Annotated in this window: 19 protein-coding genes; 12 read left to right on the top strand and 7 right to left on the bottom strand. The window is 60.2% G+C overall.

The window, feature by feature from the left end; genetic code table 11:
* The first annotated feature begins 1,420 nt into the window (after positions 1 to 1,420).
* The 5 genes from ACLIRY_RS04175 to ACLIRY_RS04155 all read left to right on the top strand — a co-directional run bounded on the left by ACLIRY_RS04175 (position 1,421) and on the right by ACLIRY_RS04155 (position 5,932).
* Positions 1,421 to 1,783 (top strand): hypothetical protein, encoded by a 363-nt coding sequence (locus ACLIRY_RS04175; RefSeq protein ID WP_413204079.1) that lies wholly within the window; start codon positions 1,421 to 1,423, stop codon positions 1,781 to 1,783.
* Positions 1,784 to 1,984: 201 nt separating this feature from the next.
* Positions 1,985 to 3,292, top strand: a complete 1,308-nt coding sequence (gene proS, locus ACLIRY_RS04170; protein WP_413204078.1) for a proline--tRNA ligase — start codon at positions 1,985 to 1,987, stop codon at positions 3,290 to 3,292.
* A gap of 45 nt (positions 3,293 to 3,337) precedes the next feature.
* The gene (locus ACLIRY_RS04165) at positions 3,338 to 3,967 is read left to right on the top strand and encodes a DJ-1/PfpI family protein (RefSeq protein WP_413204077.1); all 630 of its coding nucleotides are present in this window, start codon (positions 3,338 to 3,340) and stop codon (positions 3,965 to 3,967) included.
* Positions 3,964 to 5,217, top strand: coding sequence for a lipoprotein-releasing ABC transporter permease subunit (locus ACLIRY_RS04160; RefSeq protein WP_413204076.1), 1,254 nt, complete (start codon positions 3,964 to 3,966; stop codon positions 5,215 to 5,217). The genes ACLIRY_RS04165 and ACLIRY_RS04160 overlap by 4 nt, the downstream gene beginning before the upstream one ends.
* Positions 5,210 to 5,932, top strand: coding sequence for an ABC transporter ATP-binding protein (locus tag ACLIRY_RS04155; protein WP_413204075.1), 723 nt, complete (start codon positions 5,210 to 5,212; stop codon positions 5,930 to 5,932). The genes ACLIRY_RS04160 and ACLIRY_RS04155 overlap by 8 nt, the downstream gene beginning before the upstream one ends.
* A 165-nt stretch (positions 5,933 to 6,097) precedes the next feature.
* Here ACLIRY_RS04155 and gmd read toward each other — a convergent pair whose 3' ends face one another.
* The 4 genes from gmd to ACLIRY_RS04135 form a co-directional block, all read right to left on the bottom strand.
* A complete protein-coding gene (gene gmd, locus ACLIRY_RS04150) occupies positions 6,098 to 7,129 on the bottom strand; it encodes a GDP-mannose 4,6-dehydratase (protein WP_413204074.1) in 1,032 nt (343 codons plus the stop codon).
* Between the two features lie 367 nt (positions 7,130 to 7,496).
* The gene (locus ACLIRY_RS04145) at positions 7,497 to 8,483 is read right to left on the bottom strand and encodes a glycosyltransferase family 2 protein (protein ID WP_413204073.1); all 987 of its coding nucleotides are present in this window, start codon (positions 8,481 to 8,483) and stop codon (positions 7,497 to 7,499) included.
* Complete coding sequence (locus ACLIRY_RS04140; protein WP_413204072.1) at positions 8,480 to 9,883, bottom strand: glycoside hydrolase family 113; 1,404 nt, start codon at positions 9,881 to 9,883, stop codon at positions 8,480 to 8,482. The genes ACLIRY_RS04145 and ACLIRY_RS04140 overlap by 4 nt, the downstream gene beginning before the upstream one ends.
* A gap of 21 nt (positions 9,884 to 9,904) precedes the next feature.
* Positions 9,905 to 12,037, bottom strand: a complete 2,133-nt coding sequence (locus ACLIRY_RS04135; RefSeq protein WP_413204071.1) for a GumC family protein — start codon at positions 12,035 to 12,037, stop codon at positions 9,905 to 9,907.
* Between the two features lie 332 nt (positions 12,038 to 12,369).
* Here ACLIRY_RS04135 and ACLIRY_RS04130 point away from each other — a divergent pair, with 332 nt between their 5' ends.
* Complete coding sequence (locus tag ACLIRY_RS04130) at positions 12,370 to 13,578, top strand: HlyD family efflux transporter periplasmic adaptor subunit (protein ID WP_413204070.1); 1,209 nt, start codon at positions 12,370 to 12,372, stop codon at positions 13,576 to 13,578.
* A gap of 2 nt (positions 13,579 to 13,580) precedes the next feature.
* Entirely contained in the window at positions 13,581 to 14,438 is an 858-nt protein-coding gene (locus ACLIRY_RS04125; protein ID WP_413204069.1) for a WecB/TagA/CpsF family glycosyltransferase, read from the top strand.
* A 169-nt stretch (positions 14,439 to 14,607) separates the two neighbouring features.
* Here the strand turns inward: ACLIRY_RS04125 and ACLIRY_RS04120 are convergent, their stop codons facing one another.
* Both ACLIRY_RS04120 and ACLIRY_RS04115 read right to left on the bottom strand, forming a co-directional pair.
* Positions 14,608 to 16,260, bottom strand: coding sequence for a hypothetical protein (locus ACLIRY_RS04120; RefSeq protein WP_413204068.1), 1,653 nt, complete (start codon positions 16,258 to 16,260; stop codon positions 14,608 to 14,610).
* On the bottom strand, positions 16,232 to 17,263 hold the full coding sequence (locus ACLIRY_RS04115) for a polysaccharide biosynthesis/export family protein (protein WP_413204067.1): 1,032 nt from the start codon (positions 17,261 to 17,263) through the stop codon (positions 16,232 to 16,234). Before ACLIRY_RS04115 ends, ACLIRY_RS04120 begins: the two co-directional genes overlap by 29 nt.
* A gap of 246 nt (positions 17,264 to 17,509) precedes the next feature.
* On the opposite strand from ACLIRY_RS04115, the gene ACLIRY_RS04110 reads away from it, so the two are divergent.
* From ACLIRY_RS04110 to ACLIRY_RS04090, 5 genes are read left to right on the top strand one after another with little or no spacing between them, the layout of a single operon-like run.
* Positions 17,510 to 18,886: a polysaccharide biosynthesis C-terminal domain-containing protein gene (locus ACLIRY_RS04110; protein ID WP_413204066.1), complete on the top strand. Its 1,377-nt coding sequence runs from the start codon at positions 17,510 to 17,512 to the stop codon at positions 18,884 to 18,886.
* 4 nt (positions 18,887 to 18,890) lie between these two features.
* Complete coding sequence (locus ACLIRY_RS04105; protein ID WP_413204065.1) at positions 18,891 to 20,288, top strand: O-antigen ligase family protein; 1,398 nt, start codon at positions 18,891 to 18,893, stop codon at positions 20,286 to 20,288.
* Positions 20,285 to 20,719: a VanZ family protein gene (locus tag ACLIRY_RS04100; RefSeq protein WP_413204064.1), complete on the top strand. Its 435-nt coding sequence runs from the start codon at positions 20,285 to 20,287 to the stop codon at positions 20,717 to 20,719. The genes ACLIRY_RS04105 and ACLIRY_RS04100 overlap by 4 nt, the downstream gene beginning before the upstream one ends.
* Positions 20,716 to 21,723, top strand: a complete 1,008-nt coding sequence (locus ACLIRY_RS04095) for a glycosyltransferase (RefSeq protein ID WP_413204063.1) — start codon at positions 20,716 to 20,718, stop codon at positions 21,721 to 21,723. Before ACLIRY_RS04100 ends, ACLIRY_RS04095 begins: the two co-directional genes overlap by 4 nt.
* The gene (locus tag ACLIRY_RS04090) at positions 21,717 to 23,891 is read left to right on the top strand and encodes an NAD-dependent epimerase/dehydratase family protein (protein WP_413204062.1); all 2,175 of its coding nucleotides are present in this window, start codon (positions 21,717 to 21,719) and stop codon (positions 23,889 to 23,891) included. Before ACLIRY_RS04095 ends, ACLIRY_RS04090 begins: the two co-directional genes overlap by 7 nt.
* A gap of 310 nt (positions 23,892 to 24,201) precedes the next feature.
* Here the strand turns inward: ACLIRY_RS04090 and ACLIRY_RS04085 are convergent, their stop codons facing one another.
* Positions 24,202 to 25,149: a DUF6492 family protein gene (locus tag ACLIRY_RS04085; protein WP_413204061.1), complete on the bottom strand. Its 948-nt coding sequence runs from the start codon at positions 25,147 to 25,149 to the stop codon at positions 24,202 to 24,204.
* Positions 25,150 to 25,186 lie beyond the last annotated feature (37 nt).

Genomic DNA, 25,186 nt, shown 5'->3' with positions numbered 1-25,186 from the left:
TTCTCGCACATGCGGGAAGCCAGGGTGGGGACAGATGAGGGAGGTCAATCCAGCAACGGCGGTGTGATCACCGAAATCAATCCTGGATGCCTGTTTCACGGTACACGGCAGTGTTTCGTTTTTTGGGCGAGTGCCCAAGCCCATTTGGGGGCCAATACCCCCAAACCCCCATTTTTCTTTTGTTAATGAGAGCCCGGGGTCTGGGGCCGTACGGTCCCAGCCTCGCCAAAGAGGGGGGACAGGGCAAAGTCCCGTGACGGGAAAGTACCCCCTGTTATGTACCGTGGTCCGTTTTCGCGGGCACGACGGAAAACCGGTGCCCACTTTTCCGCTTGATGCTCTAATGCCAAGCGGCGCGGGTTGAAACCCACGCCGCTTTTCTTGCGTTCAAACGCCACGCAGGCTTTTACGCGCCATAAGGCGCGGCAGCCACTTGGCCGCTTCCAAGGTGCGGGGGCGAGATCACCCCTTTTTCCCCACAAAGAATAAGGGCAAGGTCTCTTGGAGACCTTGCCCTACCCTTGTGCCCTGAATGAGTTTCCCTGCCCTTTGACTGGATCCTTATTTTTATTGTCGATCCATGTCATTTGTCTTTGCGCCGCTGTCCGACGTCATTTTATTCTATTCGTCCTTGGTGCCAGCGGACAATTTTTCGTCCTTTATTGGCGTCTCTTGGTACCACCCCTTTGAATGTCTCATCGGGGTGGTGAACTCCCTAAACTTGGGCCGTCGAGGAACGAGTTTGTTTCACGGCTGCCCCCTTTTTGATCAAGTGACTGCACCTTACGCATTCACCTCTCCTGAGTCACGCGAAAATTGAGGATCTAGTGTCAAATTTAGAAAGGATTTATTTGTGCGGTGCAAAAATCCCTTGGTAAAAAGGACAGGTCAGGTGACCCATCTATGTATTGATTCATGTTATGCTTGAATAGCCTTTGTGTCCGACATACAGATTTGACAGTGGGGTGGCTTGAGATTAATTCGTTGAATTTAAATATATATTTTGAATTCGGAAGGTGGCGGAGAAGGTTTGAGGGGTTATCGTAGTATGGGTTTTCTTGTATGTTAGTATTCTACTTTCTTTGTGGGCATGAAGACTCTCGGAGGATTGGACTTCTTGAATCGGGATGGGGTGATAGCAATGCGATGGATATGCGGACGACATTCGACGAGACTCGTTCTCGTTCTCGGGCTTGCCTTTGCGGCATGTGCCTCTGCAAGGGGCGCTGAGGTGACCGGGGGGCATCCTCCCTCGGTTTCGCCGGCTCCGGCTTACCCTGTCATCGAAACGGGACCCGGTGAGCTCCGTACAAAAGAGTCTCCTGCGTTGGGAGGGGCCCCCGATGAAGCTCCGCTATCTCCCTCAGTGCCGGCCGTGTTGACGTCACAAGACCCCCCGCGCCCGCCCTCTGCGGCAGCGATGGCAGCCAAATCCGTCACCGTCTGGGCGGAGGATTGTCGGCGTCTGACGGCTCACCACCCCAGGCCGGATGTGGCCTATCGCTCGGGTGTCGATGTCCATGGAAAACCCGTTGTTCCAGCGGATCTGGAGGATCGGTCCGCCTGGACGGAGGGGCTGAAGAAAGGCTTCACCATGACCTTGGCCATCGACCCTTACGACCGTATGGGGCGTGCGGCGCCGAATGGTCTTGCGGACTCGTCGGTCCCCATAGGCAAGCTGTCCTACGACATTGGGACGGGGCGTATGGAGCTGGATGGGCGGCCCTTGACGGATCCCCAACAGGCCGCGCTCAGCGAAGCCTGTCGCGCCCGGGGCCTGTGATGGTCAACCGGGGCGCGGGATCCCCTTGGAAAGCGGTCTAACAAACGATAGAGTGCGGTTCGCTGCCTGCGGTTTTCGTTCACTCGAACCGTTGACGGCCGAACCTCCGGTCTAACGGCGTCGTTCATTTGTCGGTGTTCTTTCGCCGGTGTTCTTTCGCCGCCATTTTTTTGCCACGTCCGTCCCTTGGAATCCCAACCCATGCGCCTATCTCGCTTCATGCTGCCCACCCTGAAGGAAAATCCCGCCGAGGCCTCCATTGTCTCGCATCGGTTGATGTTGCGCGCGGGCATGGTCCGCCAGCACGCTTCGGGCATTTACAACTGGTTGCCGCTGGGCCTGAAGGTCCTCCGCCGCATCGAGACCATTGTGCGGGAGGAACAGGACCGCACGGGCGCCCTGGAAATCCTGATGCCGACCATCCAGTCCGCTGAACCCTGGAAGGAAAGCGGGCGCTACGACGATTACGGCAAGGAAATGCTGCGTATCGTGGACCGGCACGAGGTCGACCTGCTCTATGGCCCCACCCATGAAGAGGTGGTGACGGATATCTTCCGCAAGAATGTCGGCAGCTATAAGAGCTTGCCGATGAATATGTACCAGATCCAATGGAAGTTCCGGGACGAGGTCCGTCCCCGGTTTGGCGTCATGCGCGGCCGTGAATTCCTGATGAAGGATGCCTATTCCTTCGATACCTCCTACGAAGCGGCCAAACACGCCTACAACAAGATGTTCGTGGCCTATCTGCGTACTTACGAGCGGATGGGTCTGAAGGCCATTCCCATGGCCGCAGACACCGGTCCCATTGGCGGCAAACTCTCTCACGAGTTCATCATCCTGGCCGAAACCGGCGAAAGCGCGGTCTATTGCCACAAGGGGTTGCTCGAGAAGCCCGTGCCCAAGGACGTGGATTACGACGCAGACCTCCAGCCCATCATTGACGACTGGACGAGCCTCTACGCCGCCACCGACGAGATGCATGTCGAAGGTCATGGGGTGCCGGAGGGGGATCTGGTTTCGGCCCGGGGGATCGAGGTGGGGCATATCTTCCACTTTGGCACCAAGTATTCCGATCCCATGGGGGCGACGGTGACCTTGCCTGACGGCACCAACGCGCCGGTTTACATGGGCTCCTATGGCATTGGTGTCTCCCGCTTGGCCGGGGCAATCATCGAGGCCAGTCACGATGATAACGGCATCATTTGGCCCAAGGAAGTGGCGCCCTTCGCTGCGGGGTTGGTGAACCTGAAGAGCGGGAATGCCGAGACCGACGCCGTTTGCGCCGACATCTACGACCGCTTTCTCGCCCATGGGTCGGAAGTGCTCTATGACGACACGGACGAGCGCGCCGGAGCCAAATTCGCCAATATGGATCTGATCGGTCTGCCCTGGCAGATCATCGTTGGGCCCAAGGGTGTGGCCAAGGGGCTGGTCGAATTGAAGAACCGGGCGACCGGCGAGCGGGACGAACTCTCGTTGGACGCCGCCTTGCAGAAGGTTCTGGGATAACGTCCCTTTTTGTATATGCCCTTTGTATGTAAAGGCATGCGGGTTATGGATATCGCTCTCCTGGTCTATGACGGAGTCACGCCCCTCGACGCAGTGGGACCCTTCGATGTTCTTGGGAAACTGCCCAAGGCCCGGATTTGGACCGTGGGTTTGGAGAAGGTCCAGGTGCATTCCCGGGGCGGTGCCCTGACCCTGCGGGCCGACCATACGCTTGTCGAGGCCGCGATGCCGGATATCGTCATCGTCCCCGGTGGGGCCGGGGCCGATGATTTGGCCCATGACCCGCTGATCCGCGGCTGGTTGCAGAAGGTGGTGCCCAACTGCCGCCACTGTCTGGCGGTCTCCACAGGATCCCTGATTTTGGGCGGGGCCGGGCTGCTCCAGGGCAAGGAGGCCACCACCCATTGGCGGGCGCTCGACCTGCTGGCCGGGTTTGGCGCCCTGGTAAAGCCCGTCCATATGGTCACCTCGGCCAATATCACCACCGCTGCGGGGGCGGCTGCGGGGATTGATGCGGCCCTGTCCATCGCGGCCAAGGTGGCCGGGGAGGACGTCGCCCGAGCTATCCAACAGCTTATCGGTTATGACCCGGCGCCCCCTTTCGCATCCGGGGACCTGTTTAAGGCACCCGAGGCCCGCAAGTCCCTCGCTCGTACTGGATTGTCGCGCCCATGATTTTTTCAGCCTTTGAACGCATGATGGCTGGCCGCTACCTGCGCGCCCGGCGCAAGGAAGGCTTTGTCTCCGTCATAGCCGGGTTCTCCCTGGCCGGGATCGCCCTGGGTGTCGCAACCCTGATTATTGTTATGGCGGTGATGAACGGCTTCCGGGCTGACCTGATGGACCGCATTTTCGGCCTGAACGGTCACCTGTCCATTTATGGCCAATACGACAACCTTTTGAACTTCGATGACGTGGCCAAGGTCGTGCGGGACGTGCCCGGAGTGGTCTCCGTGACTCCAACGGTCGAAGGGCAGGTGATGCTGACCGCCGAGGGGCGCTCTCAGGGTGGTTTGGTGCGGGGCGTCCGGGCCGATGATCTGAAGAAGCGTCCAGACCTCGCCAATGCGGTTATTTCCGGCTCGTTGGATGATTTGCATGGTCAGGATGCCATCATGATCGGCTCGCGCCTGGCCTCGAATTTCCGCTTGTCATTGGGCGATAAGATTACCCTGGTTTCGCCCAAGGGAAAGGTGACCGCCATGGGCACCGTGCCCCGGGTGCGGAGCTATACGGTTCGGGCGATCTTCTCCATCGGCATGAGTGAATACGATAGCAGTTATGTCTTCTTGCCGCTGGAGGCTGCCCAGACCTATTTCCAGGTCCCCGTGGATGCGGTGAACCATTTGGAGGTGGTCGTGGAACGGCCGGATCGGGTGTCCGAAGTGACCGCTGCCATTGCCGGTGCCCCCGTGGGGCAGGGCTTGCGGATCCGCGATTGGCGTCAGACCAACTCCAGCTTCTTCAATGCCTTGCAGGTGGAGCGGAACGTGATGTTCCTGATCTTGACCCTGATCATCATTGTCGCTGCTTTCAATATTATCAGTGGTTTGATCATGATGGTGAAGGACAAGGGCAGAGACATTGCCATCCTGCGGACCATGGGAGCCTCCCGGGGGGCAGTGATGCGCATCTTCTTTCTGGCCGGCGCCAGCGTTGGCGTGATCGGCACGGTCGTGGGGCTGCTCTTGGGCGTGCTGTTCTGCGACAACATCGAGGCCATCCGCCAGTTCCTGCAAAGCCTGCTGGGTGTGGAGCTGTTCAATGAAGAGATCTACTTCCTGGCCACCATGCCCGCGAAGATGGATCTCCACGAGGTTCTGAACGTGACCCTGATGGCGCTGGGTCTGTCCTTCGCGGCGACTCTCTATCCGGCCTGGCGGGCTGCCCGTGTCGATCCGGTGGAGGCCCTGCGCAATGAGTAAGAGTATGACGACGGGTGCTTCCACCGTTGCCCTTGAATTGAGGGAGGTGACGCGGACCTTCACCCAGGGGCGCGAAACCTTGGAGGTTTTGCGTGGCGCCGATCTGACCGTGAACGCGGGAGAGATCGTCGCCCTGGTGGGGCCTTCGGGTTCGGGTAAGTCGACCTTGCTGCAGATTTGCGGCCTACTGGAAAAGCCCACTTCGGGCGAGGTTTCCATTGGCGGGATCCCTTGCGGAACATTGGCCGATGACAAGCGGACTGCCCTCCGCCGGGACCACATAGGCTTCGTCTACCAGTACCACCATTTGCTGCCCGAATTCTCCGCCGAGGAGAACGTGGTGATCCCGCAAATGATCGCCGGAAAGTCTCGCAAAGTAGCCCGGGTCCGCGCCCAGGATCTGCTGGAAAAGATGGGGCTCAAAGACCGAACGGGGCATCGCCCGGGACAACTCTCCGGCGGTGAACAGCAGCGGGTTGCCATCTGCCGGGCCCTGGCCAATGGCCCCAAACTGCTCTTGGCCGATGAGCCCACGGGGAACCTGGATCCGCATACCTCGGACCGGGTGTTCCAGGCGCTTTTGGAGCTGGTACGTGGCGAGGGCTTGGCGGCCCTGATCGCCACCCATAACCCGGAGCTTGCTCGTCGCATGGACCGCCGCGTGACCCCCCAAGAGGGGCGAGTGGAGGAGGTGCCTTATACCAAGGTGCGGTGAGTTTGCCTCACCGTACCTTGGAAGCGGCCAAGTGGCCGCCGCGCCTTATGGCGCGTAAAAGTCCGCCTGGCGTTTGAACGCAAGAAAAGCGGCGTGGGTTTCAACCCGCGCCGCTTGGTATTACGGGAATGAAACTGGATCAGCTTGAGTCAAGCTGATCCAGTTTCACTCTAGCTCACCAGCGGAGGCGCGGCGCAGGTCGGCCTCGGTCATCATGGCGACCAAAGCGGGCAGATCCACCTTGGGCGCCCAGCCCAGTTTTTCCTTGGCCTTCTTTGGGTTGCCGACAACCAGATCCACTTCCGTAGGGCGGTAGAACAGGGGGTTCACCTGGATAAGGATTTTGCCGGACTTGCGGTCAATCCCCTTGGCGTGAATACCTTCGCCTGTCCAAACCAGATCGTAGTCGCAGGCATGGGCAGCGGCTTCGCAGAAATGGCGCACCGAGTGGGTCGCATTGGTGGCGAGGATGAAATCGTCGGGTTTATCCTGTTGCAGCATGGCATGCATGCCTTCCACATAATCCCCTGCGAAGCCCCAGTCCCGCATTGCTTCCAGGTTGCCCAGTTCCAGCACATCCTGTTGGCCGTACTTGATGCGAGCCATGCTGGCGGTGATTTTACGGGTTACAAAGTTCAAGTCGCGCAGGGGGCTTTCATGGTTGAATAAAATGCCGGAATTGGCGTGGATACCGAAGCTCTCCCGATAGGTCACGGTCATCCAATGGGCATAGAGCTTTGCCACGGCATAAGGGCTACGGGGATAAAAGGGGGTCGCCTCGGTTTGGGGAGTCTGCTGAACCTTGCCGAACATCTCGGAGCTGGAGGCCTGGTAGAATCGGATCTTGTGGTTAAAGATGCGGATGGCCTCCAGCAACCGAATGACTCCGATTGCGTTCACCTTGGAGGTGAATAGGGGCTTCCGGAAGGATTCTGCCACGAAGCTTTGGCCAGCGAGATTATAAATTTCATCGGGCTCCACATCCTGAAGGACGCTCAGGATATCGTCGAATTCCAACACATCAAAGGGGACCATCCGTATGGTGTTGTCGACGCCCAGTTCTCGCATCCGCCAAGTGTTCAGGGTAGGCTTCCGGCGATAGCCTCCCACGACCTCATACCCCTTGTTCAGCAGCAGGCGCGCGAGATAGGCACCGTCCTGTCCGGTGACGCCAGTGATGAGTGCCTTCTTCGTCATGGTACCCCTTGTAATCTCAAACGACGATCCAGTGTGGCCGGTAAATGGATGGGGGGGCCGAAGGCCGCACGAATACGAATAAGGTCGGTCTAGAGCATCGAGCGGAAAAGTGGGAATCGGTTTTCCGCTCGGCGCTCTAACCATATGAGGCTAGATCACGTTTATGAAATTCGGTCTACGGTACATGACCTTGTTTCGTCTTTTTTGGGCGATTGCCCAAGCCCATTTGGGGGAAAATGTCCCCAAACCCCCTTTTTTTGGCCCGGGGTCTGGGCCCCAGTGGGGGACGGGGCAAAGCCCCGTGAGGGGGAAACTCCCCCTGTCATGTACTGTGAATTTGGTCGGACAGGCGTAATTTCATCGCAATCTAGTCGCCATACATGTCGAAGCGAAACCGTTGGCCCCAGAAAAGTTTGCCGAGCCCGCCATACAGGTTGGCGAGGTGCCCTGCGGCTTGGCGTTTCATGGGAAAGGTCAGCAACCAGCCCAGGCCATGGACCCCCACTTGGGCGGCTCCGACCGCCATCCATTTGAGTACCTCTCCCAGGTTGCGTTGTCCGAGCCGGGTACAGGCGAGGACCCGGATCTGTCCGTCCCGGAAGCGACGCTTGCGGAGATAGCTCAGGGTGCATCGGTCCTCGGAAACAGTCTCGGAGACCAAGGCTTCTGCCGACCAGGCAAGGCGGGTGCCTTTGGCGACCAGACGGCGCAACAGGACGCTATCTTCACCGCCCACCTTGCCCAGGTCGAAATCGAAGGGAGGGGAGGGGAGGGGGGCGATATCCCTATCGAACAGGCTGTTCTGTGTGCCCATTTGGGCCACCAGTGGGGTGATGTCCTCACCGTCCTCCAGCCCCAGGGCACGGGAGAAATAGGTCTTGTAAAGGGGCATCAAGGGGTCCCCGTCGGCGCAGTGAAGGTGGGGGGTGACAGGGCCGAAGACCGCTCCGGCTCCGGTGGCTTTCGCGGTTTTCAACAGGGCGGCGAGCCAGCCGTGGGTCGGATATTGGTCATCGTCCAGGAACACCAGATACCGGCCCTGGGCCATGGCCACTGCGGTATTGCGAGCATGGCTGATCCCCGGCCGGGGTTCATGGAACGTCAGGAGGGTAGGTCCATGCCAGCCGTCCTTGACCTCTTCCAACAGAGGTCGTGCCGAGGCCTCCGGATCGTTGTCTACGACCAGGATCTCCACATGGGAGAAGTTCACATCCAACTGCTCGGCGCAGGTCAGCAGGGCACGGCGCAGCAGCTCTGGCCGCTTATAGGTCGGGATGAGGATGCTGACCTGGATCCCGGTGCTGTCGTTGGTTTGGGACGTGACGACTGGAGGGTGGTCTGGTCTTGGTATCATTGTGGTTTCGAGTCCTCACCAAGGATGGCGAACCATGTCTTTGATACATCCATGGCAGGTTTGCCCGCCACGTCGAAGTCGTCGATGTTCGGAATTTGGTCAACGCCCCGATAGGGTTCTGGATCCCAGTCCCAGAAGAAGATTCCTGCCAACCAATCGGCCCGAACCTCTGTCATGGCGGTAAAGAACGCTTCGTAGAGGAGGGCCTGCTCGGCCAAATCAACGGTCACCTGCCGGGCACTGTCCCCAAGGCCTGTGCCCGCCTTGTCGATGGACCGGTAGCCCAGCTCCGTAAACAGGATCTTTTTGCCTTGGTGAACGGAAAGGCGATGCATGGCCTCGGTGATGGGCAGGCCGTTCCAGACCTCGGCGGTGACACTGTTGGTGGGATTCCGGGTCCACCCGGCCACCGCTTCGGCCAAGGTTGGGTCGCTTCCCTTCGTGATGGGGGCATACATATCCACGCCGATGTAGTCCAGGGCGTCCCAAAAGGGTACCTGCAACTCCTCTCCCCAATTGGCGGCATAGGTCAGCTTGCCCCCATAGACGGCGCGCACGGCCTTGATGACCTTCAGCCAGCGCTCCCGATTGGCGGGGCGGGTCAGGCCCACCAGCTCTCCGGCCAAGGACATCAGTTCCACGCCTTCCTCCGACGCCAGGGTGGCGTAATGGACCATGACGTTTTCGAAGTCGTTGAAGAAGGCATCCAAGTCATCGGGTTCGATGCGCTGGTGCAGACCGAAATCTTCGAGGTGCACGTGGGGTTTGAGCATGACATGGAGGCCAAGCGCCTTCGCCTTGCGGATCATCGTGCGGATATTGTCGTCCGTTTCCGTCTTCTGGTTCCGGAAAATGTGAGAGGCATGGATGTTCTTGACGTATTGGGTGGGCACGATGGCGACTGCATTGGCGCCGCTCTCTGCCAGTTCGGTCAGGGCAGTCAGCGCCTTTTTGGAGCCAAAAATACCCTTCCACCAGGATCCCATGTTGAACCCCATGTAGCTAGGCGCAAAGGGGCCCGGAGGCGTGGTCTGCTTGGGTAAGGGGGCAAGACGGGTGAGGTCCTTGTCCACGGTTTGGCGGGGCTCGACCTTGTTGACCACCATCCCCCAGGTGATATGCCCATGGGCCGGAATGGGGGGCGTTCCCGCCTCGGGGTGGACAATGAGGGATCCGGTTGTCGTCCCCCGGTCGACGACGGCCCCCCAGCTCTTTGAGACGGTCCACCCTTGGGGTAAATAGAGGGTGAGCGACCAGCTTGACGCTCCATCCTTGCCCGGAGCTGTCACGGTGACCTCGCCCCAATAGCCGTTTCCCCAGTTCTCCTTCATCTCGAATTCTGCGAGAACCTGGGGATTGGGTCCGAAAAGGGGGAGGGCGTCAAGGAGGGCCGCGTCCATCTGGGGGCTTTCCTATCAGGATCAGGTGCTGTCGTCGGCACGGTTGAGGACTGCGCCGACCAGGCGACCGCGCAGGCCACGCAGGGCACGCAGTGAACCGGTGACCTGGGCCTGACGGGTATGACCGGTGTCCAGGATCAGGAGGATCTTGTCGCTGATGGCCGCCCAGGCGGTGGCATCGGCGCTGGCTAGCAGGCCGGGGCTATCGATGAGCACGGCATCGTATTTTTCCCTTAATGTTTGGGCCAATCCACGCATTTGCAGGTCTTGCAGACGCATACTTCCCCCCTGCATGGGTCCCATGGGCAGCAGGTGCAGGGGCGAAGTGGGATCCTTCTGGATCGCCCGCTCCAGCTCTGCCCCATCTCTGACCATATCGACCAGACCAAAGTCATTCGAGCATTCCGTGGCCAGATGGAGCATGGGAGCGTTGCGGTCCCCGTCAACGACCAGGGTGCGCAAACCGGCCTCCAGGGCCAGGGCGCGGCCAATGGAAACGGCCATTGTGGTTTTGCCTTCGCCCCGGTTGGGTGAGGTAACCTGGATGATCCCCGGCTTTTCCGAACTGTCGGGCGGCGCCAAGGCCAGGTGGAGGGCGCGGATCGCGTCGCTGTAAGGTGAGGCAGGTTTGTCGACAATGTTAAGCTGGGGGGGCAGGGCCGCGACCTGCTCCGGCGTCAACCTGGGCGCCAAGGTCAAAACCGGCGCCTGGAGCCAGGTTTCCGCTTGCTCCAGGGTCATCAGACGGGTGTCGGTCTGCTCCATCCACAGGACGAGCAGAAGGGCGATAAACAGGGAGGCCATACCCCCGCCGACAACGATTATCTTGCGGTTGGGTGCGGCCCGGTTTTCAGGGGGAATGGCGGAAGAGACGACCCGACCGTCGGCTCGCTCTGTCCCCCTGACTTCTTGCACCTGGGCCAGGCGGTTCAAGAAGTCTTCCAGGATATGGCGGGCGGAATCGGCGTCTCGCTCCTTGGCACGCAGTTCGACCTGCGCATCACTCAGGCGGCCTTCCTCGCCTTTGAGCTTGGCCAAGGCCGCTTCGAGAGATCCTACCCGTGCCTGAAGGCTTTGAACGGAAAGGCCCAATTCGGCGCGGATGGATCGGGTCTCGTTCCGCATCTGGTCTGTCAAGGCCCGGACGACCTCCATGGCCGAGAGGATCGCCCGGTGTCCCGGTTGGTAACGGGCTTGGGCGCCCGCCAGATTCGCCATGGCCAGGGCTTTTTGCTGGCGTAGGGCGCTCATGATCTCGGAATTCGCTGCGGCGGTGGGAACGTCGGCGTCGGGGTCGTCCAGAACCCGTTCGATTTCTGCCAATTGCGCCTGGAGCGAGGCGAGGTTGGCCCGGGATTCCGTCAGGTTCTCGTTCAGGGTGGCGATCTGGGCGCTGACCGCTTGCAGGCCAGCCCCTTCCACCAATCCGGCATTGCTGCGAAACGTGGCGACTTTTTCCTCCTGGGCAGCCACGTTCTTGCGCAATTCCGTGATACGCTCGGTCAGGGCGGAGATCAGGGCCTCATTCTCCTGGACCTTCTCTTCCACTTGCCGTTCCAGATAGGCCTGAACCACGGCATTGGCGATATCAGCAGCCTCCTGCGGGGTGGAGGCTGTGGCCGATATGTCGATGATTTTCGATCGGCCAACCGGGGCGACGTGAAGGTTTTTCCGCAGATTTTCCGTCACTCGGGTCATCATCGTTTCCCGAGAGGCCCCCCCCGCTGCCTTGGGGTCGGGCTTCCAGCCAAGCTCCGGATTCAACCGGGGGTCATACAGTAACCCCATGTTCTCGATCACCCGCTCGGTAACGACCCGGGACCGAATAATTTGGGTTTGGCTTTCCAGGAGAATGTCGTTGCCGAAGGGATTGCTGTCCCCCCCACTTTGGTCGAGCAGAGTCCGCCCATCGTCGCGGACCAGGACCGAGGCGGTGGCGATATAGCGCGAGGGGAGGGTCAGGGAAAAAGCCGCAGACGCGATGACCCCGACCCCAACGACGGCAAAGATAAGCCAGCGGTTGCGATTCAAAGCCTTCAGCGCCGCTTTCACATCGGCCATCAAATCGTAGCCGCCGTGCCCGCCAGGGGGAGCGTCTCCCATGGGGCCGTATCCCGCCCGGGTGGGGGGAAGGGAGGTGTTTTGAGGTCCCATGGATTGGGGAACCGTAGGCAAGGGGGAGGTCACAGGCACAGGCTCCTCGGGTAAAAGAGCTTTTGAACAGCCACTGGTGTCGGAACCAGTCCGATATGGGCGTGTTGCGTTGTCATGGACCCCATGATTATCCTGGAAAAACGCGGAACGCTTCCGACGTTATGGTGTGTCGCGCCGCAGCATGTTCTGCGAAGGATGGGATTTCATCTTGCCATCCAATTGAGATAGCATGATTCTGTCTCAAAGGCACGTCAAGGTCCAGGTCGATCCATGCGGGATCTTCCTTGAGCTTTGATGCTTGGCGTGGACAGTCGAGCGGGGAGTTTCAGGCCATGAACGCACCAGTCCGGGGACCGGATGAAGGTCTGGAGGAGAACGGTGCGGTTGGCGGACAGGGCAGCTCCACCGTCGGCTCCTCTTCAGAATTCGATGCGGCAGGGAAAAGGCGGCACGAGCGGATAACCGCTCCCTTGGATGTCATTTTTCAGCGCAAGATTTACAAGGCCAAGGATTGGTCGATGACGGGGTTCGCCCTGGACCCGACCTCCTTTGATTTGTCCGTGGGACAACGCTTCCGCTTCCATGCGCGTTTTCACTTGCGGGGCGCGCAAATGGCCGCCGAGTTTCAGGCCGAGGTCGCCCGGCGGACCGGTGAGCGGGTGGGCTGCAGGTTCATCGACGTCACACCAGATCAAATCCAGGTCCTCCGCATGTTGCTCGCCTCCCATCGGTCTGGGCGTGCTCCCGCGTGGGAGGCCATGATGTCTCTGGATGAGGGGGGCCCGCTAAGGGGTGCTGCCCATGGTCGGGTGGGGGGCGGCGCTGCGACCGCCAGGGTAAGAGCAGAAGGTGCAGACAAGGGGACTTGGTACTCCGGAGGGCGGCTATCCTGGCGGCCTAACCTTAAGCTGATTTATGGCGTTCTGGCTCTGGTGGCGTTGGTGGTTGTCGGTCTGGTTGGACTGATCCGTCTTTTGCCAGATGCGGAAAGTGCCTTCGCCGCAGTTTCCTTACCCGGTGGCCAGACCCTTGCCGCCAAGAAGGATGGAACCGTTGTCGAGGTGCTCGCCGCGCCGGGGGATCTGGTCGGGGTGCAGACTATTGTTCTGCGTTTGTCTCCGACCGGTGGCGATGCCGAGGCCCAAAGTCCGGTCTTGAGTCCCTGTGCCTGCTCTGTGCTCTCTCTGGCCGTTTCCCCGGGCGATGTGGTGGCTGCCGGGGATCCCTTGATGTCCCTGGGGCCGATCGACGCACCCCAGGGAGGGCTTCTGGTGGAAGCCCTGTTCCCCATCAAGGACTTGACGGATCTGTCCACCGGAACCCAATTGGACGTAAGGCTGGCCGGGACGAATCGTCTGGTGCGAGGTCGGGTCATCGCCAAAGAAGGCGGCGGGCTTTCCGTCCTACCGCAAGTTTTGGACGATCGGGAGGGGCTCGGCATTGTGCATGTAGGCCTCGACCAACAGCCAGAGGGTTTGTACAATGGCCAACCGGCTCGGGTTCGTTTGCGTCGATCGCTCTTGGCCCTTTTGGGATTGTAATCTTGGATACCGGTGTCCGACTGGACCAGCAACGGGAAGGGGGGGCGGACGGGGAGGGCCGGACCGACAGCAAGATGCATGGTTCGGCGGAACCGCCAAAGCAGCGCTTTCTTGGCCTTGATTTCAATGCCTTGACCCTGGATCAGGCGTTGGATCAGTGCGTGGCCAAGGGTGTGGCCCATGATTCGTTCGTCTATTTGGTCACGCCCAATGTGGACCATGTCCAACGGCTTCACCGGTCCGGAACGGACGTCTGGAGCCTTTACCAGGGCGCTTGGCTGTGCCTGAATGACAGCCAGATCATTGCCAAACTCGCCAGATTACGCGGGTTGACTCTCCCTGCGGTGCCGGGGTCGGATCTGACCGCGCAGCTTTTTCTGCGGGGACATGTCAAACCTGATGATCCGGTGACCTTGATTGGAGGAACGGATGCCATTGCCGAGGCTTTGCGCATCCGCTTTGGCCTGAGGCAGTTGAGCCATTACGATCCTCCCATGGGGTTCGCGCAGATCCCTGCGGAAGTGGAAAAATGTGTCCAGTTCATCCTGGATACACCGGCGTCCTTCGTTTTTCTCGCGGTGGGATCCCCGCGTCAGGAGATTGTGGCCGATGCTGTCGCGCGGACCGGCAAGGGGATGGGAGTGGGGTTCTGCATCGGCGCCAGCTTTGAATTCCTGACCGGTGCCAAGGCCCGCGCGCCCCTGTGGATGCGAAAGCTGAGCCTGGAGTGGCTCCATCGTCTGCTCAGCGACCCTCGTCGCATGTGGCGTCGCTATCTTGTCGATGCCCCACGGATCTTTTGGGTCTTCTTTAAAACCGAGCTTTTGGGGAGGTCCCAGAGTAGGATAGATTCAGGGTGAATGACGGGACAAGAGACGGTGTCTCGTTTTTTTGGGCGATAGCCCAAGCCCATTTGGGGGCCAATGCCCCCAAACCCCCATTTTTCTTTTATCAATAATGGCCTGGGGTCTGGGGCCTCTCGGCCCCAGTGGGGGACGTGGCAAAGCCCAGTGCCGAGGAGGGGGAGGGTTATTTTGGGTCACTCGGCATGGCATTTTGGTTTTCCAGGGCTTCCAAGCTGCGCTTGGCCAGGGGGTTGCCATTGGCAGCGGCCACATTCAACCAGTGTAGGGCCTGTTCTCGGTCTGGCGTGACCCCAATTCCCTTCAGATACATCACGCCCAGATTATTCTGGGCACTCAGGAAGCCCTTTCGCGCGGACCGTTCGGTCAGCATGAAGGCCCGTTGGAGGTCGCGTGGCACTCCCAGTCCCGCAGCGTAGAGCATCGCGAGGTTATACAGCGCGAGGGGGTCGTCCTCTTCCGCGAGGGGCTCCAGAAGCTGAGCGGCCAGGGCGTAGTTCTGGGCCTGTACCGCAGCCGTGGCAGCCGCCATGGGATTTTGGTTGCCCTCGGTCGATGGGGGATTGGCAGGAGGGGCTTGTGTTGTTTCGTCTGCAACTGAAGCCGTAGTTTTTGCGGGTAGAGCGGGATCCGGCTGTGGCACCGGTTCAGGTTCCGTTGTTTCGGGGATCGAAGCGGGAGTCGGCTTTGACGTCGGTTCAGGTTCCGTTGGCTCGGGGATCGATTGCTTTGGGGGGGCCGCCGCTGCGCGCTCTAGGGGGGGGAGGGGGGCGCTCTTCTCTGCCGCAGGACCTTCATAAAGGGTGGCCGCCGTGGACGGAATGAGCGTCTTCGGCGTCCTGGATTTGAGAATGGGCACCCCATCGGGCAGGGGGTCTCTATCCGGTACGGGGCTTTGGGGGGCGGCTTTGGTCTCTGTCTCAGCGTCTGAAGAGCGGAGCGCGGGGCGGTTGGCCGCTTGTAATGCGGCCTGGGTTTGGGCCGGGGCGGGAGTAGGGTCCGGGTTCTCGCGCGTTTCCACTTCTGCCTCGACCGCGGGAGGAGGAGCGACGGTGGCACTTGGCTTGGGTTCAAGCGCTGTGTCCTTTTTTGTGACAGCGTCGGGGGGCTTCGGGACTGTGACAGGCTTTGCTTCTGTCGTCGGTGCCGACGCGTTGAGGGGCCGATATCCCTCAGGCGGAGTCATCCCAAGCCCTTTGGGAGGAACCGTGCGGTTGAAGGGAGATACCCAGACCCTTGGTGTCGATGTCTTTATGGGAGAAGCTTCCCGTGGAGGGGGGGGCTTTACCGTGGTCAAGGCGTTCTCCCCCGGGGAGGTCAAGTTTGGAGCCAAATCCTGAGCTTTGGGGGCAGGTGGGGCGGTTTGGGGGCTGGGGGTGGTTCGGGTGTCGGCGGAGGTCGTTATGGTTACCGGTCGAACCTGCCCCTTGCAGGTCATGGGCACGACGGCACAGGGGACCTGGGCCAAATCGGCTGCGGCGCAAAACGCGTGGGCCTGGGAGGTGCTGTCTGCCGGAAGCAGAATCCGCCGCGTCTTGCCTTCGGTACAGTCCAATCCTGTCTCGCCGGGCGCCTTGCGGGAAAACGTCTGCCAAGCGTTCAACAAGCTGCTTTCCGAAGCAAAGGGCCCCAGTTGGGCTGCGGGCGCCTTTTCACCGGTTTGTCCTTGAGCAAGAACGGGGAGTCCCCAGGTCAAACCCAGAGCCAGACCCAGGCATAGGCTCAGGAACAAGCTCAGAGAGAGCCGGGCGGTCAAGCCCAAGCCTGACGGGGTGTGGTGCACCGGAGCCTTAGGTGCCGCTTTGTTTGAACAGCTCATAGGAAAAAGATCCTGAGAAACCCTGGAAGAAAAGGATCTGGCGGAGCACCTGATCCATCAGGCGCCCAGCCTGGGCCAGTTTGGAGGGGGGCACGTAGACGATCGCATTGTCCGGCAGGGTGATGTCTTCCTCCAAAGCCAATTTGGTCAGCACATTGGCAAGGTTGACCCGCCGCAAATGGGGTTGGCCCTGGTCGTCAACATAGAGCACGCGCACATTCGTCAAGGTTCCCGTGGTTTCGATGCCCCCGGCGCGGGCGATGCTCATCAAGACAGTTTGCGGCCTGTTGGTTTCCACCATGCCCGGGTTACGCACTTCACCAAAAACGAAAATACGATCTCCCCCCGTTTGCTTGGGCAAAATACTGACGCCAATGTTCAGCCCCGACCGAGCGTAGGCCGTGTTGGCTTCCTCCGTCAACTTGTCTAGGGATTTGTCCGTGGCCTGAATCGGAGACAAATAGGGCAGGGCCAGTTTCCCGTCCGAAGTGATGGGAATGACCTTGGCCCGGCCTTGGGTGACGGATTGAATGTCCTGGATGAAGCGATCCTCGGGCAGGACCCAGCCCTCCAGGGCGACGGTCGGGTCGCTGCGCTGGAAGACTTCAGCATACTTGGCGCGGACCGCAGCATTCAGGGACCGGACATCCCGTCCGGCAGCCATCACTTCGCCGGTTTCGGGTAGACTGATCCAGCCGTCGGGTCGGACCTTTGCCGTCGTATTCAGGGCAGCGTCGCCGGGGAAGGTAATCGACACTTGGTCTCCCACCTGCAAGTCGTATTTTTTGACCGTGGCGGGGCGGGCATGGAACAGGACTTCCAATTGGTCGCCGATGCGCGGCATGTACTGGGCACGGCCCCGCTGGAGACTCTGGACCAGGGTCTCACGCATGGCGTCCCGTTCCTCGTCAGAGAAATCGGAGATATAAACCGGATCCTTACCCGTGGTCTGGTCGAAGCTCGGTCCGCCGCAGGCCGAAAGCAGGGCTGTCAGTCCCAACATGGCAGACAGAAGACGCAGGGAGTCAAATCGGTTGTATCGGAACCGATTTATTCGTGGGGAGCGCGGTTTCCCATACCCCATCAAGCGTTTTAAAGTCCGCATGCTTCCTCGGTTTTTCGCGGCGATGGAGTAGGCCCCGTCATCCCCTCGCCCCACGCCGCGCTTTCGTGTAGGTATCGAAGGTATGGCGATTCGCGAAAAACACAACCGTTACCAAGACGTGACCGCCGCTTTGGAGCAAATGGGATGACTGGTCGTGGGGTGTTGGACCGTCTGCGCAACCTGATGGGAGATGGTGCGTCGGATCGGCGGTATTTGTTGGGGAAAGGGGGGCTTGACCTGTCTGCCAGGGTTCTGGGTGTGATCCTGGTGCTGGGGTGGTCGATCATGCTGACCCGCATCATGGGACCCACGGACTACGGGCGGTATGTCTATGTCATGTCTGCGGTCTACTTCTCCTCGCTGGTGGGCGGGTTGGGGATGCCTGTGGCGACGTCCTATTATATTCAGCGGTATATCCGGGCGCGGGGCTGGCGGATGGTGGGCTACCTCTGGACAGCCTTTGCCATTACTGTCCTGGGGCCAGGGTTGACGACGCTGGGGGTTTGGCTGGCAGTGCACCTTTACGGCGGGACCATGTTTGACGGTTTCACCTTATTTGGCGTTTTGATTTTTGGCATCGGTACAGCCGCAGTGAGTTTGCTGACATGCGCCAATCGGGCTTTGGAGGAATCCACCTTCAGCGCCTATTGCGAACAGGTTTGGCAAAAGATCGCCAGCTTCATTTTTATTGGTGGCGTCTTCTTGGCGGGGGCCTCTCTTTCGCCGGAGCTGGCGTTGGCGGCATCCACCTTTGGGGCTTGGCTTGCCGCTCTCCCCCTTCTGCGGGTGGTCTGGCGCAAGGCCATGGCGGGACGGTCTCGCGCGACCTTCCGCCAAGTAACACGCTTGCTTCCCCTGTGGGTGCGTCGGTCGATGATCATGATGATCACACCGCTCTATTTCATCGTTTTGTCTGAAACGGATGTGTTGATGCTGGGGGCTATCACCACTCCAGCCATGGTGGCCATCTATCATGTGGCCCGTCGCGTGGCGATGTTGATGCGTTTCGTCCAGATTGCGGTTGTCGGCGTCGGCATGCACCGCTTCGCTGCGGCTCATATGGATCGGGATGTGACGCGGCTACAGGAGTTGTTGGATTCCATGACCTTGATCGCCTTTGTGCCGGCGCTGATCGGCTGGTTGAGCTTCCTGGTGGTTGGGCCCTTCCTGTTGGGGCTGTTCGGAGCAGACATGAAGGCGGGATATATCGCCTTGATGTTGCTTGCCACGGCGAGTGTCTATGACATCTCAATGGGACCGGCCACCGAGTTGTTGATGATGACCGGTCAGGAAAAGAGTGTCGGGTTGATTAATGTTGGAGCTGGGGTGTTGAATATCGTGGCCAATCTTCTGCTGATTCCTTCCCTCCAACTTGAGGGGGCAGCCATTGCGACACTGCTCTGTGTGCTCCTGTGGAAGGCAAGTCTGGCCTGGGTGGCTTGGCGACGTTTGGGTGTTGTCACGCCTATTTTGCTGCGCCTTCCCATTCTTCTGCCCCAATGGCTTGCGGTAAGGAGATAAGGTGGTGGGGGGCGCGACGCGACGCGACGGGACGGAGCAGGGGGAGGCCGGATTGGTCTCAGGGGGCCGACGTTTGGGCATCGGGGGCATCGGCTGGGGCGATCCCCTGCGCCTTCTGGCCGATGCGACGCTTTTCCTGGGGCTTGCCTATGCCATCTGCGGTTCCGCGCCTTTTAAAGGGGGCTTTGGTGGGGATACGTCCCAGGGGAATGCGATGCTGCGCCTGCTTCCGATGAGCCTGTTCGCCATGGCAATGCCCTTGCTGATTGTCCGTTGGCCCTTGGTGCGGCTCATGCTGACACGGAACTGGGTGATGGTGCTCACCCTTGGTTGGTTGGTCTTGTCCATCGGCTGGTCTGACATGCCCGGTTTGAGTCTGCGTCGGGTCGGTTTTCTGGTGATTGGCTATATGACAGCGATGGGGGTGGCTGCCTGGGCAGACGACATTGAACGGACAACCAAGATCATCGCCGCTCTCTTGGTCATCGTCGTTCTCATTGATTTGATCTCGGTTCCCTTGGTGCCCCACTTGGCAATGAGCGACGAAGGGGCCCGGGGCATGCATCTGCAAAAAAACCAAGCGGGTGGCGTTTGCTTGCTGGCCATTATTGTGCTGTCCTTTTGCCTGCCTTCCCTGCGCCGTCTTTGGGGAGTGGCCCTGGTGGTCGGCCTGATGGGGCTGACGGTGGTCTTCCTGATTCTGACCAAATCCAAAACCTCCATGGCGTTGGTCGGGATTTATCTGGTGTTTCTTCTGCCCCTTTCTGCTGGGTTGGCCTGGGAGCGGGGGCGGGGGATTGTTTTGATCCTGTTTGCCGGGGTCGCGGTATCCCTGCTTGTCTTCACCGTTGGAGTCCAGGGCTGGACCCTGCCGGATGTGCTCGAGTTGGTTTTCGGAGATCCGACCTTCACGGGGCGGACCGATATCTGGGATTTTGCCCTGGATCAGATCGCTGAAAGGCCGTTCCTGGGTACGGGGTATGGCGCCTTCTGGGACGTGGGAGAGGCCCATGACCCCCTGCGGCATGCCAACAGCTGGTTGCGGTTCGTGGGCGAGGGCATCATCAACCAAACCCATAATGGCTATCTCGATCTTTGGGTCCAAGCCGGGCTTCCTGCCATGCTCGGGGGCGCCATAGGAATGGTCCGTCCCCTTGTGCTGGCAGGCCTGGGGTTGGTCAGGGATGGCTGGCGCCGTGTTCAATGGATCGGATATGCCCAGATTTTTAGCCTGATGATGCTATTTCTGTTATACAACCTGATGGAAAGTGCTGTACTCAGCAGGGTACATTTTCTTGGATTCATTATTTTCCTTTATATTCTTTTTGCGGAGCGTTGGACCATGCCCGATATCGCCTTATCGCGGGGGATGCCGACTTCTGCCTGGGGAGAGGTTCGATGACCCTGGTTCGTTTGCTCCTCCGACAGCCTCCCCAATGGCTGCCCCCCCTGATTGCTGGTCTGCTGATGGTGTCTGCCTTGGTGGGGTCGCTTCTGCCGCAGATGGGGCCTCCCGGTGAGTACGGCATCGACAAAATGGTTCATGTCTTGGGCTATGCCGCTCTGGCCTTTGCTCTGGGGGAGATCCGGGGCTTGCGCTGGCCCTGGGCGTTGATCCTGGCTTTAGTCATAGGGGGGGGAGCAGAATTGCTTCAAACTGCTGTTCCGGAGCGTGACGGATCCTGGGGGGATTTTTTCGCAGGTGGTCTGGGGGCTGCCTTGGGTGTGGCTGTTCAAGTGGCCTTGACCCAAGCTCGGGTCCAGGCCAGGACGATCTCGGCAGCGGGCGGGAAGGCTTTGCCGCTGTCCGATGAGTCTGGAAAGCATCCTTGATTTCTGCTCGGCCCGACCTGTCTGTTTTGGTTTGCACCTATGACCGCAGGGTTCCCCTGGAGGAATGCCTGACCTTGGTGCGAGACCAACGTGCTCTGGACGGCGGTTCCCTGGACGTTGCCCTGGAGGTGATTGTTGTCGACAATGGACCGACGGGGCAGTCCCAGACCATTGTCGAGACCGTCTTTGCCGGAAGCCACATTCCCGCCCGACGGTTCGTCGCCACTCCGCCCAATATTTCCATCGCGCGCAACCGGTGCCTTGCCGAGGCGCGGGCCCCCCTGGTCCTGTTTCTGGATGACGACCAGGCTTTGGCGCCCGATGCGATTGCCCAGGCACTGGTCGTATTGGATGAGACCGGCGCCGACATCGTCTTTGGGCGGATCGAGGCGGTGGACCCGACCGGGGCCGCCGTCTCCAACCCTCTGGTTGATGAGATCTTTAGCCGCCGGGCGGCCTTGGACCGGGGCACGGCTTTGGCCATCCATCGCCCCCGGCGTACCCCTGGATTTACGCCCAGCACGGGGTTGAGTCTCTGGCGGAAGTCCCCCTGGTTGGAGGGGGAGGGAGGCGGGCCCTTCGACCTGGCCTTTGGGGCCTGCGGCGGTGAAGATCTGGATCTGTTCATGCGTGCAGAAGCGGCGGGGGCAAAAATCCATTGGGCACCGGACTCCCTCGCCCTGGAAGGGGTGCCCTGGGAGCGTATGAGCGAACGCTATCTGCTGACGCGGGCCTATAGCGGTGCCCAGGTTTACGCAGCCGCTGCGGTGAAGAATACGCCGGAAAGGGCGGGGCTTGCCCTGACCTTGGCGGTGAAGGGGACGATCCAGGCCCTCGTCTGGGGAGTGCTGGCCCTGCTTCTGACCTTCGGTCCCGGCAGGCCTCGCTTGAAGGCTCGGGTGAAGGTGGCACGGGCCCTTGGGAAACTGTTTTGGCGGAAGCGGATCCCACTCTATCAGATGACCTTTGCGAGGGAGAACGGCAGGGAGAGCAAGATATGGTGACAGTATTGGTCACCGGATCCGCAGGTTTCTTGGGAAGCACCGTGAGCCGGGAGTTGGCCAAGCGGGAGGGCTGGACCGTGCGCGCCGGATACCGGGTTGGCCGACCACCGGAGGGAGAGACCATTCTGCCCGTGTTTGCCGATGTCCTTGATGCCGATGCCTTGGCACAGGCCTGCGCTGGCGTCGATGCGGTCGTGCATTGCGCCGTCGGTGATCGACGGGTCACGGTGGAGGGCACCCGGACCCTGCTCGCCGCCGCTCAGGCGGCGGGAGTGCGCCGGGTGGTCCATGTGAGCAGCATCGCCGTGTATGGGGCCGCCGAGGGGGAGGTGACCGAGGAGACTCCTTTGGTGGGGACCAAGGGTGGGACCTATGCCGCCGCCAAATCCGCAGCCGAGGCCGTTTGCCGCGACGCTGTTGCGGGGGGGCTGGATGTGGTGATCCTGCGGCCGACCATCGTTTATGGGCCGGGAAGTGACCTGTGGGTCACATCCTTGGCCAAACGTCTGGCCTCGGGCCGTTGGGGTACCTTCGGATCGGGGGGAGAGGGCATCTGCGCCCTGATCCACGCCCGGGATATGGCCGAGGCCTGCGCTTCAGCCATTGCCAATGCCTTTGGGACCGCGCCTGTGGCACCAGGAAGCGCCTATACGGTCACCGGTCCGGATAACCCTAGCTGGAATGCCTATTTTCGGGCCTTGAATATGGCCCTGGGCCGTCCTCCCCTGGGGCAGGTCTCATCGGTAGCGCTGATGGTGCGACTGGGCCTGGGTCTGCCTTTGAAAGCCCTGTGCAAGGGCTTTCCTAAGATTAGGCAAAGGGCTGAGGTATTCCTGTTGGGCGTTCCAGCCCTGTCGGAAATGGCATTGTTCAAGCGGAAGGCCGTTTATAAATCCGACAAGGTGACGCGGGAGTTGGGCTGGACCGGTGCCATCCCAATGGAAGAAGGTATCACGGATTCCGCAGCCTGGGTGAAGGCCGAGGGCATCCTCCCCACCAGGGCGCGGGACGGCACAGGAATAGCCTTCGTCGGTGGGGGCTATGTCGCTGACCTGTATATGCAAACCCTGGGGGACCATCCGGAGCTGACTCTGGAAGGGGTCTATGACCGGGATCCGGCGCGCCTGAAGGCCTTCACGGACCATCATGGCCTCAAGGCCTATGACAGTCTGGAGGCTCTGCTCTCCGATCCGAAGGTGACCATCGTTGTCAATCTGACAAACCCCAGAAGCCATGTGGAGGTCTCCCGAGCTGCATTGGAGGCGGGCAAGCATGTCTATTCGGAAAAACCCTTGGCCATGACCCTTGAGGAGGCTAGGGAGCTGGCGGCTCTGGCTCGGGACAGAGGGTGTCTGTTGGCCGCAGCTCCCTGCAATCACCTGTCGGAATCTATTCAGACTCTGGCCCAGGCCCTGCGCAAGGGGTGGGTGGGGCGTGCCCTGCTGGCCCAGGCGGAAATGGATGACGGCATGATCCCGGCTTTGGACCACGTCAATTGGCGGAGCATCTCCGGTGCTCCCTGGCCGTCGCGTGATGAATTCGAAGTGGGATGCACCATGGAGCACGCGGGCTACCAGATTGTCCCTTTGGTCTACTTGTTCGGCCCCGTGCGCAAGGTGACTTCCCTCAACGCCTGCCGCTTGCCCGATAAGGGGAAGGATATCGGTGTGACCCTCCATTCTCCGGACCTGTCCATCGGGTTACTGGAATTCGACAACGGGATGGTGGCTCGTTTAACCAGTAGTATAATTGCGCCCCAGGATCGATCTCTGCGGGTGGTGGGGGAGACGGCGACGGCTTGGGTTCATGATGTTTGGGAATACGATGCGCCGGTGCGGATTGCGCCGGTTGGAGCCTCGATCAAGCACAAGGTTGTTCGCAAATTTGAGAAGAAACTGAATCGCTGGTTTCCCGGCCTGATGCTGGGCCGCGCCCTGGTGCCGGTCCGTCCCGTCGTGGCGAGCAGACCCAAAGGGGGAGGACATTTGATGGATTTCTCCCGGGGGATTGCGGTTCTGGCAGGCCATTTGAACGGTGGTCCCGATCAGCTCCCCACGGATATGGCTTTGCATGTGACAGAAGTGGTCCTGGCCCTGCAAATGCCCCCGGGCACGGCCATGCCGCTCACCATGACAACAACCTTCGACCGACTGCCTTCCCGGAACTAGGGTATCTTCGAGGCCAAGTTTGGTCGTGATGCAGGGCACACGACAGTGTCTCGTGTTTTTTGGGGCGATAGCCCAAGCCCATTTGGGGGCAGATGCCCCCAAACCCCCATTTTTTTTATGGCTTGGGGTCCGGGGCCTTTCGGCCCCAGTGGGGGACGGGGCAAAGCCCCGTGACGAGACAATACCCCCTATCGTGTACCGTGGTCGGGAAGCGACCCAACCCAACTTGATTGCGGAGCACTCTATGTCCGTTTAGAATTTTGATCTAGAAAAAAATTCCAGGCCTTGTCTTTAGGGGAAAGGCGCGCGCTCAGTTCCCGACGCCTTGGGGCATCTGGATCGCATCCTGCTCAATGGCCCGGGCTTGCAGGGCATCGAGCAGGGTATTGCGGATTGAAATATCCAAATGCTCGTAGGACTGGATGGAAACGGCCAGCTTGTCGGGGCCTAAAGCTTCGATGAAAGCCGCCCGACCTTCGTTGGTATGGACATCGCCGTACCAGCTTGTGTGGTGCAGCAATGCGTCTGTGGGGGTTTGATCGTCGATCCCCCCAAGGACGTTGGTCACATAAACTCCGTATAGGGTGTATTCGGATAGAGTTCGACTGGCCGCCATGGGTTTCCACCAGGGTTGGCCGGTAACCTTTTCGATCCGGTCCAGCGTCGCTTGTGCGTGGCTTCGCTTCCATGTGACAAGGTCGTTGATATAGTTATCCCCCCAGAAAGGGGTGACGGAGGAAAGATCGAGGAGTTTCGCGGTGTTGTGGTACCACTTTTGATGGGTCGGAAAATGGCCGCAGACGCCCTTCTCGTAGTAGAGTCGCAGGTGCCCATCGGGTGTCTTGAAGCTGTCCTCGGTCACGGGTCGAACGAACATGACATCACTGTCTACGAAGGCGATGGACTCCGATGGTGCCGTGATGGCGGCTCCAAACTTGGCCAATTGCTGTAATATCCAGCCCCGCACCGGTATCCAAATGCCGGGGCGCAGGAACAGGTCTTGGCGCGTGCGCAGGGGGTTGAGCAGGCGCGGAATGCGATGAAAGCGGACAGGGATAACGTCTTCTGTCGAGACCAGGATGGTTCGGGAGTGGCAGGCCGTTCGGAAGAGATCAAGGTCGTCGGGGGGGACAATCACCATATGTCGAACGCCCGGTCCCGCGTGACGCTTTACGCTTTTGGAAAGACGTTCAAATAGGGGGAAGTCCCCTCGATAGGAGGGGGTGATCAGGGTCAGGGTCACAGAAGTATCTGTCATTGGAGGCGTTCCAAAGAGCTGCGGGCCCCTGATTCCG

Origin of the sequence: Rhodospirillum sp. A1_3_36 (genome assembly GCF_047263945.1) — a bacterium.
In the GTDB taxonomy this organism is placed as follows: Bacteria; Pseudomonadota; Alphaproteobacteria; order Rhodospirillales; family Rhodospirillaceae; genus Rhodospirillum.
Note: the sequence above shows the minus strand (reverse complement) of the source record. Positions and strands in the feature narration are given on the sequence as shown.

Coding starts and splice junctions, on each gene's coding strand:
- ACLIRY_RS04175 (WP_413204079.1), top strand. CDS start 1,421: ATGGCAGCCAAATCCGTCACCGTCTGGGCGGAGGATTGTCGGCGTCTG.
- ACLIRY_RS04145 (WP_413204073.1), bottom strand. CDS start 8,483: ATGATACCAAGACCAGACCACCCTCCAGTCGTCACGTCCCAAACCAAC.
- ACLIRY_RS04090 (WP_413204062.1), top strand. CDS start 21,717: ATGGTGACAGTATTGGTCACCGGATCCGCAGGTTTCTTGGGAAGCACC.
- ACLIRY_RS04135 (WP_413204071.1), bottom strand. CDS start 12,037: ATGGGACCTCAAAACACCTCCCTTCCCCCCACCCGGGCGGGATACGGC.
- ACLIRY_RS04160 (WP_413204076.1), top strand. CDS start 3,964: ATGATTTTTTCAGCCTTTGAACGCATGATGGCTGGCCGCTACCTGCGC.
- ACLIRY_RS04140 (WP_413204072.1), bottom strand. CDS start 9,883: ATGGACGCGGCCCTCCTTGACGCCCTCCCCCTTTTCGGACCCAATCCC.
- ACLIRY_RS04120 (WP_413204068.1), bottom strand. CDS start 16,260: ATGAGCTGTTCAAACAAAGCGGCACCTAAGGCTCCGGTGCACCACACC.
- ACLIRY_RS04155 (WP_413204075.1), top strand. CDS start 5,210: ATGAGTAAGAGTATGACGACGGGTGCTTCCACCGTTGCCCTTGAATTG.
- ACLIRY_RS04130 (WP_413204070.1), top strand. CDS start 12,370: ATGAACGCACCAGTCCGGGGACCGGATGAAGGTCTGGAGGAGAACGGT.
- ACLIRY_RS04165 (WP_413204077.1), top strand. CDS start 3,338: ATGGATATCGCTCTCCTGGTCTATGACGGAGTCACGCCCCTCGACGCA.
- ACLIRY_RS04115 (WP_413204067.1), bottom strand. CDS start 17,263: ATGTTGGGACTGACAGCCCTGCTTTCGGCCTGCGGCGGACCGAGCTTC.
- gmd (WP_413204074.1), bottom strand. CDS start 7,129: ATGACGAAGAAGGCACTCATCACTGGCGTCACCGGACAGGACGGTGCC.
- ACLIRY_RS04110 (WP_413204066.1), top strand. CDS start 17,510: ATGACTGGTCGTGGGGTGTTGGACCGTCTGCGCAACCTGATGGGAGAT.
- ACLIRY_RS04100 (WP_413204064.1), top strand. CDS start 20,285: ATGACCCTGGTTCGTTTGCTCCTCCGACAGCCTCCCCAATGGCTGCCC.
- ACLIRY_RS04085 (WP_413204061.1), bottom strand. CDS start 25,149: ATGACAGATACTTCTGTGACCCTGACCCTGATCACCCCCTCCTATCGA.
- proS (WP_413204078.1), top strand. CDS start 1,985: ATGCGCCTATCTCGCTTCATGCTGCCCACCCTGAAGGAAAATCCCGCC.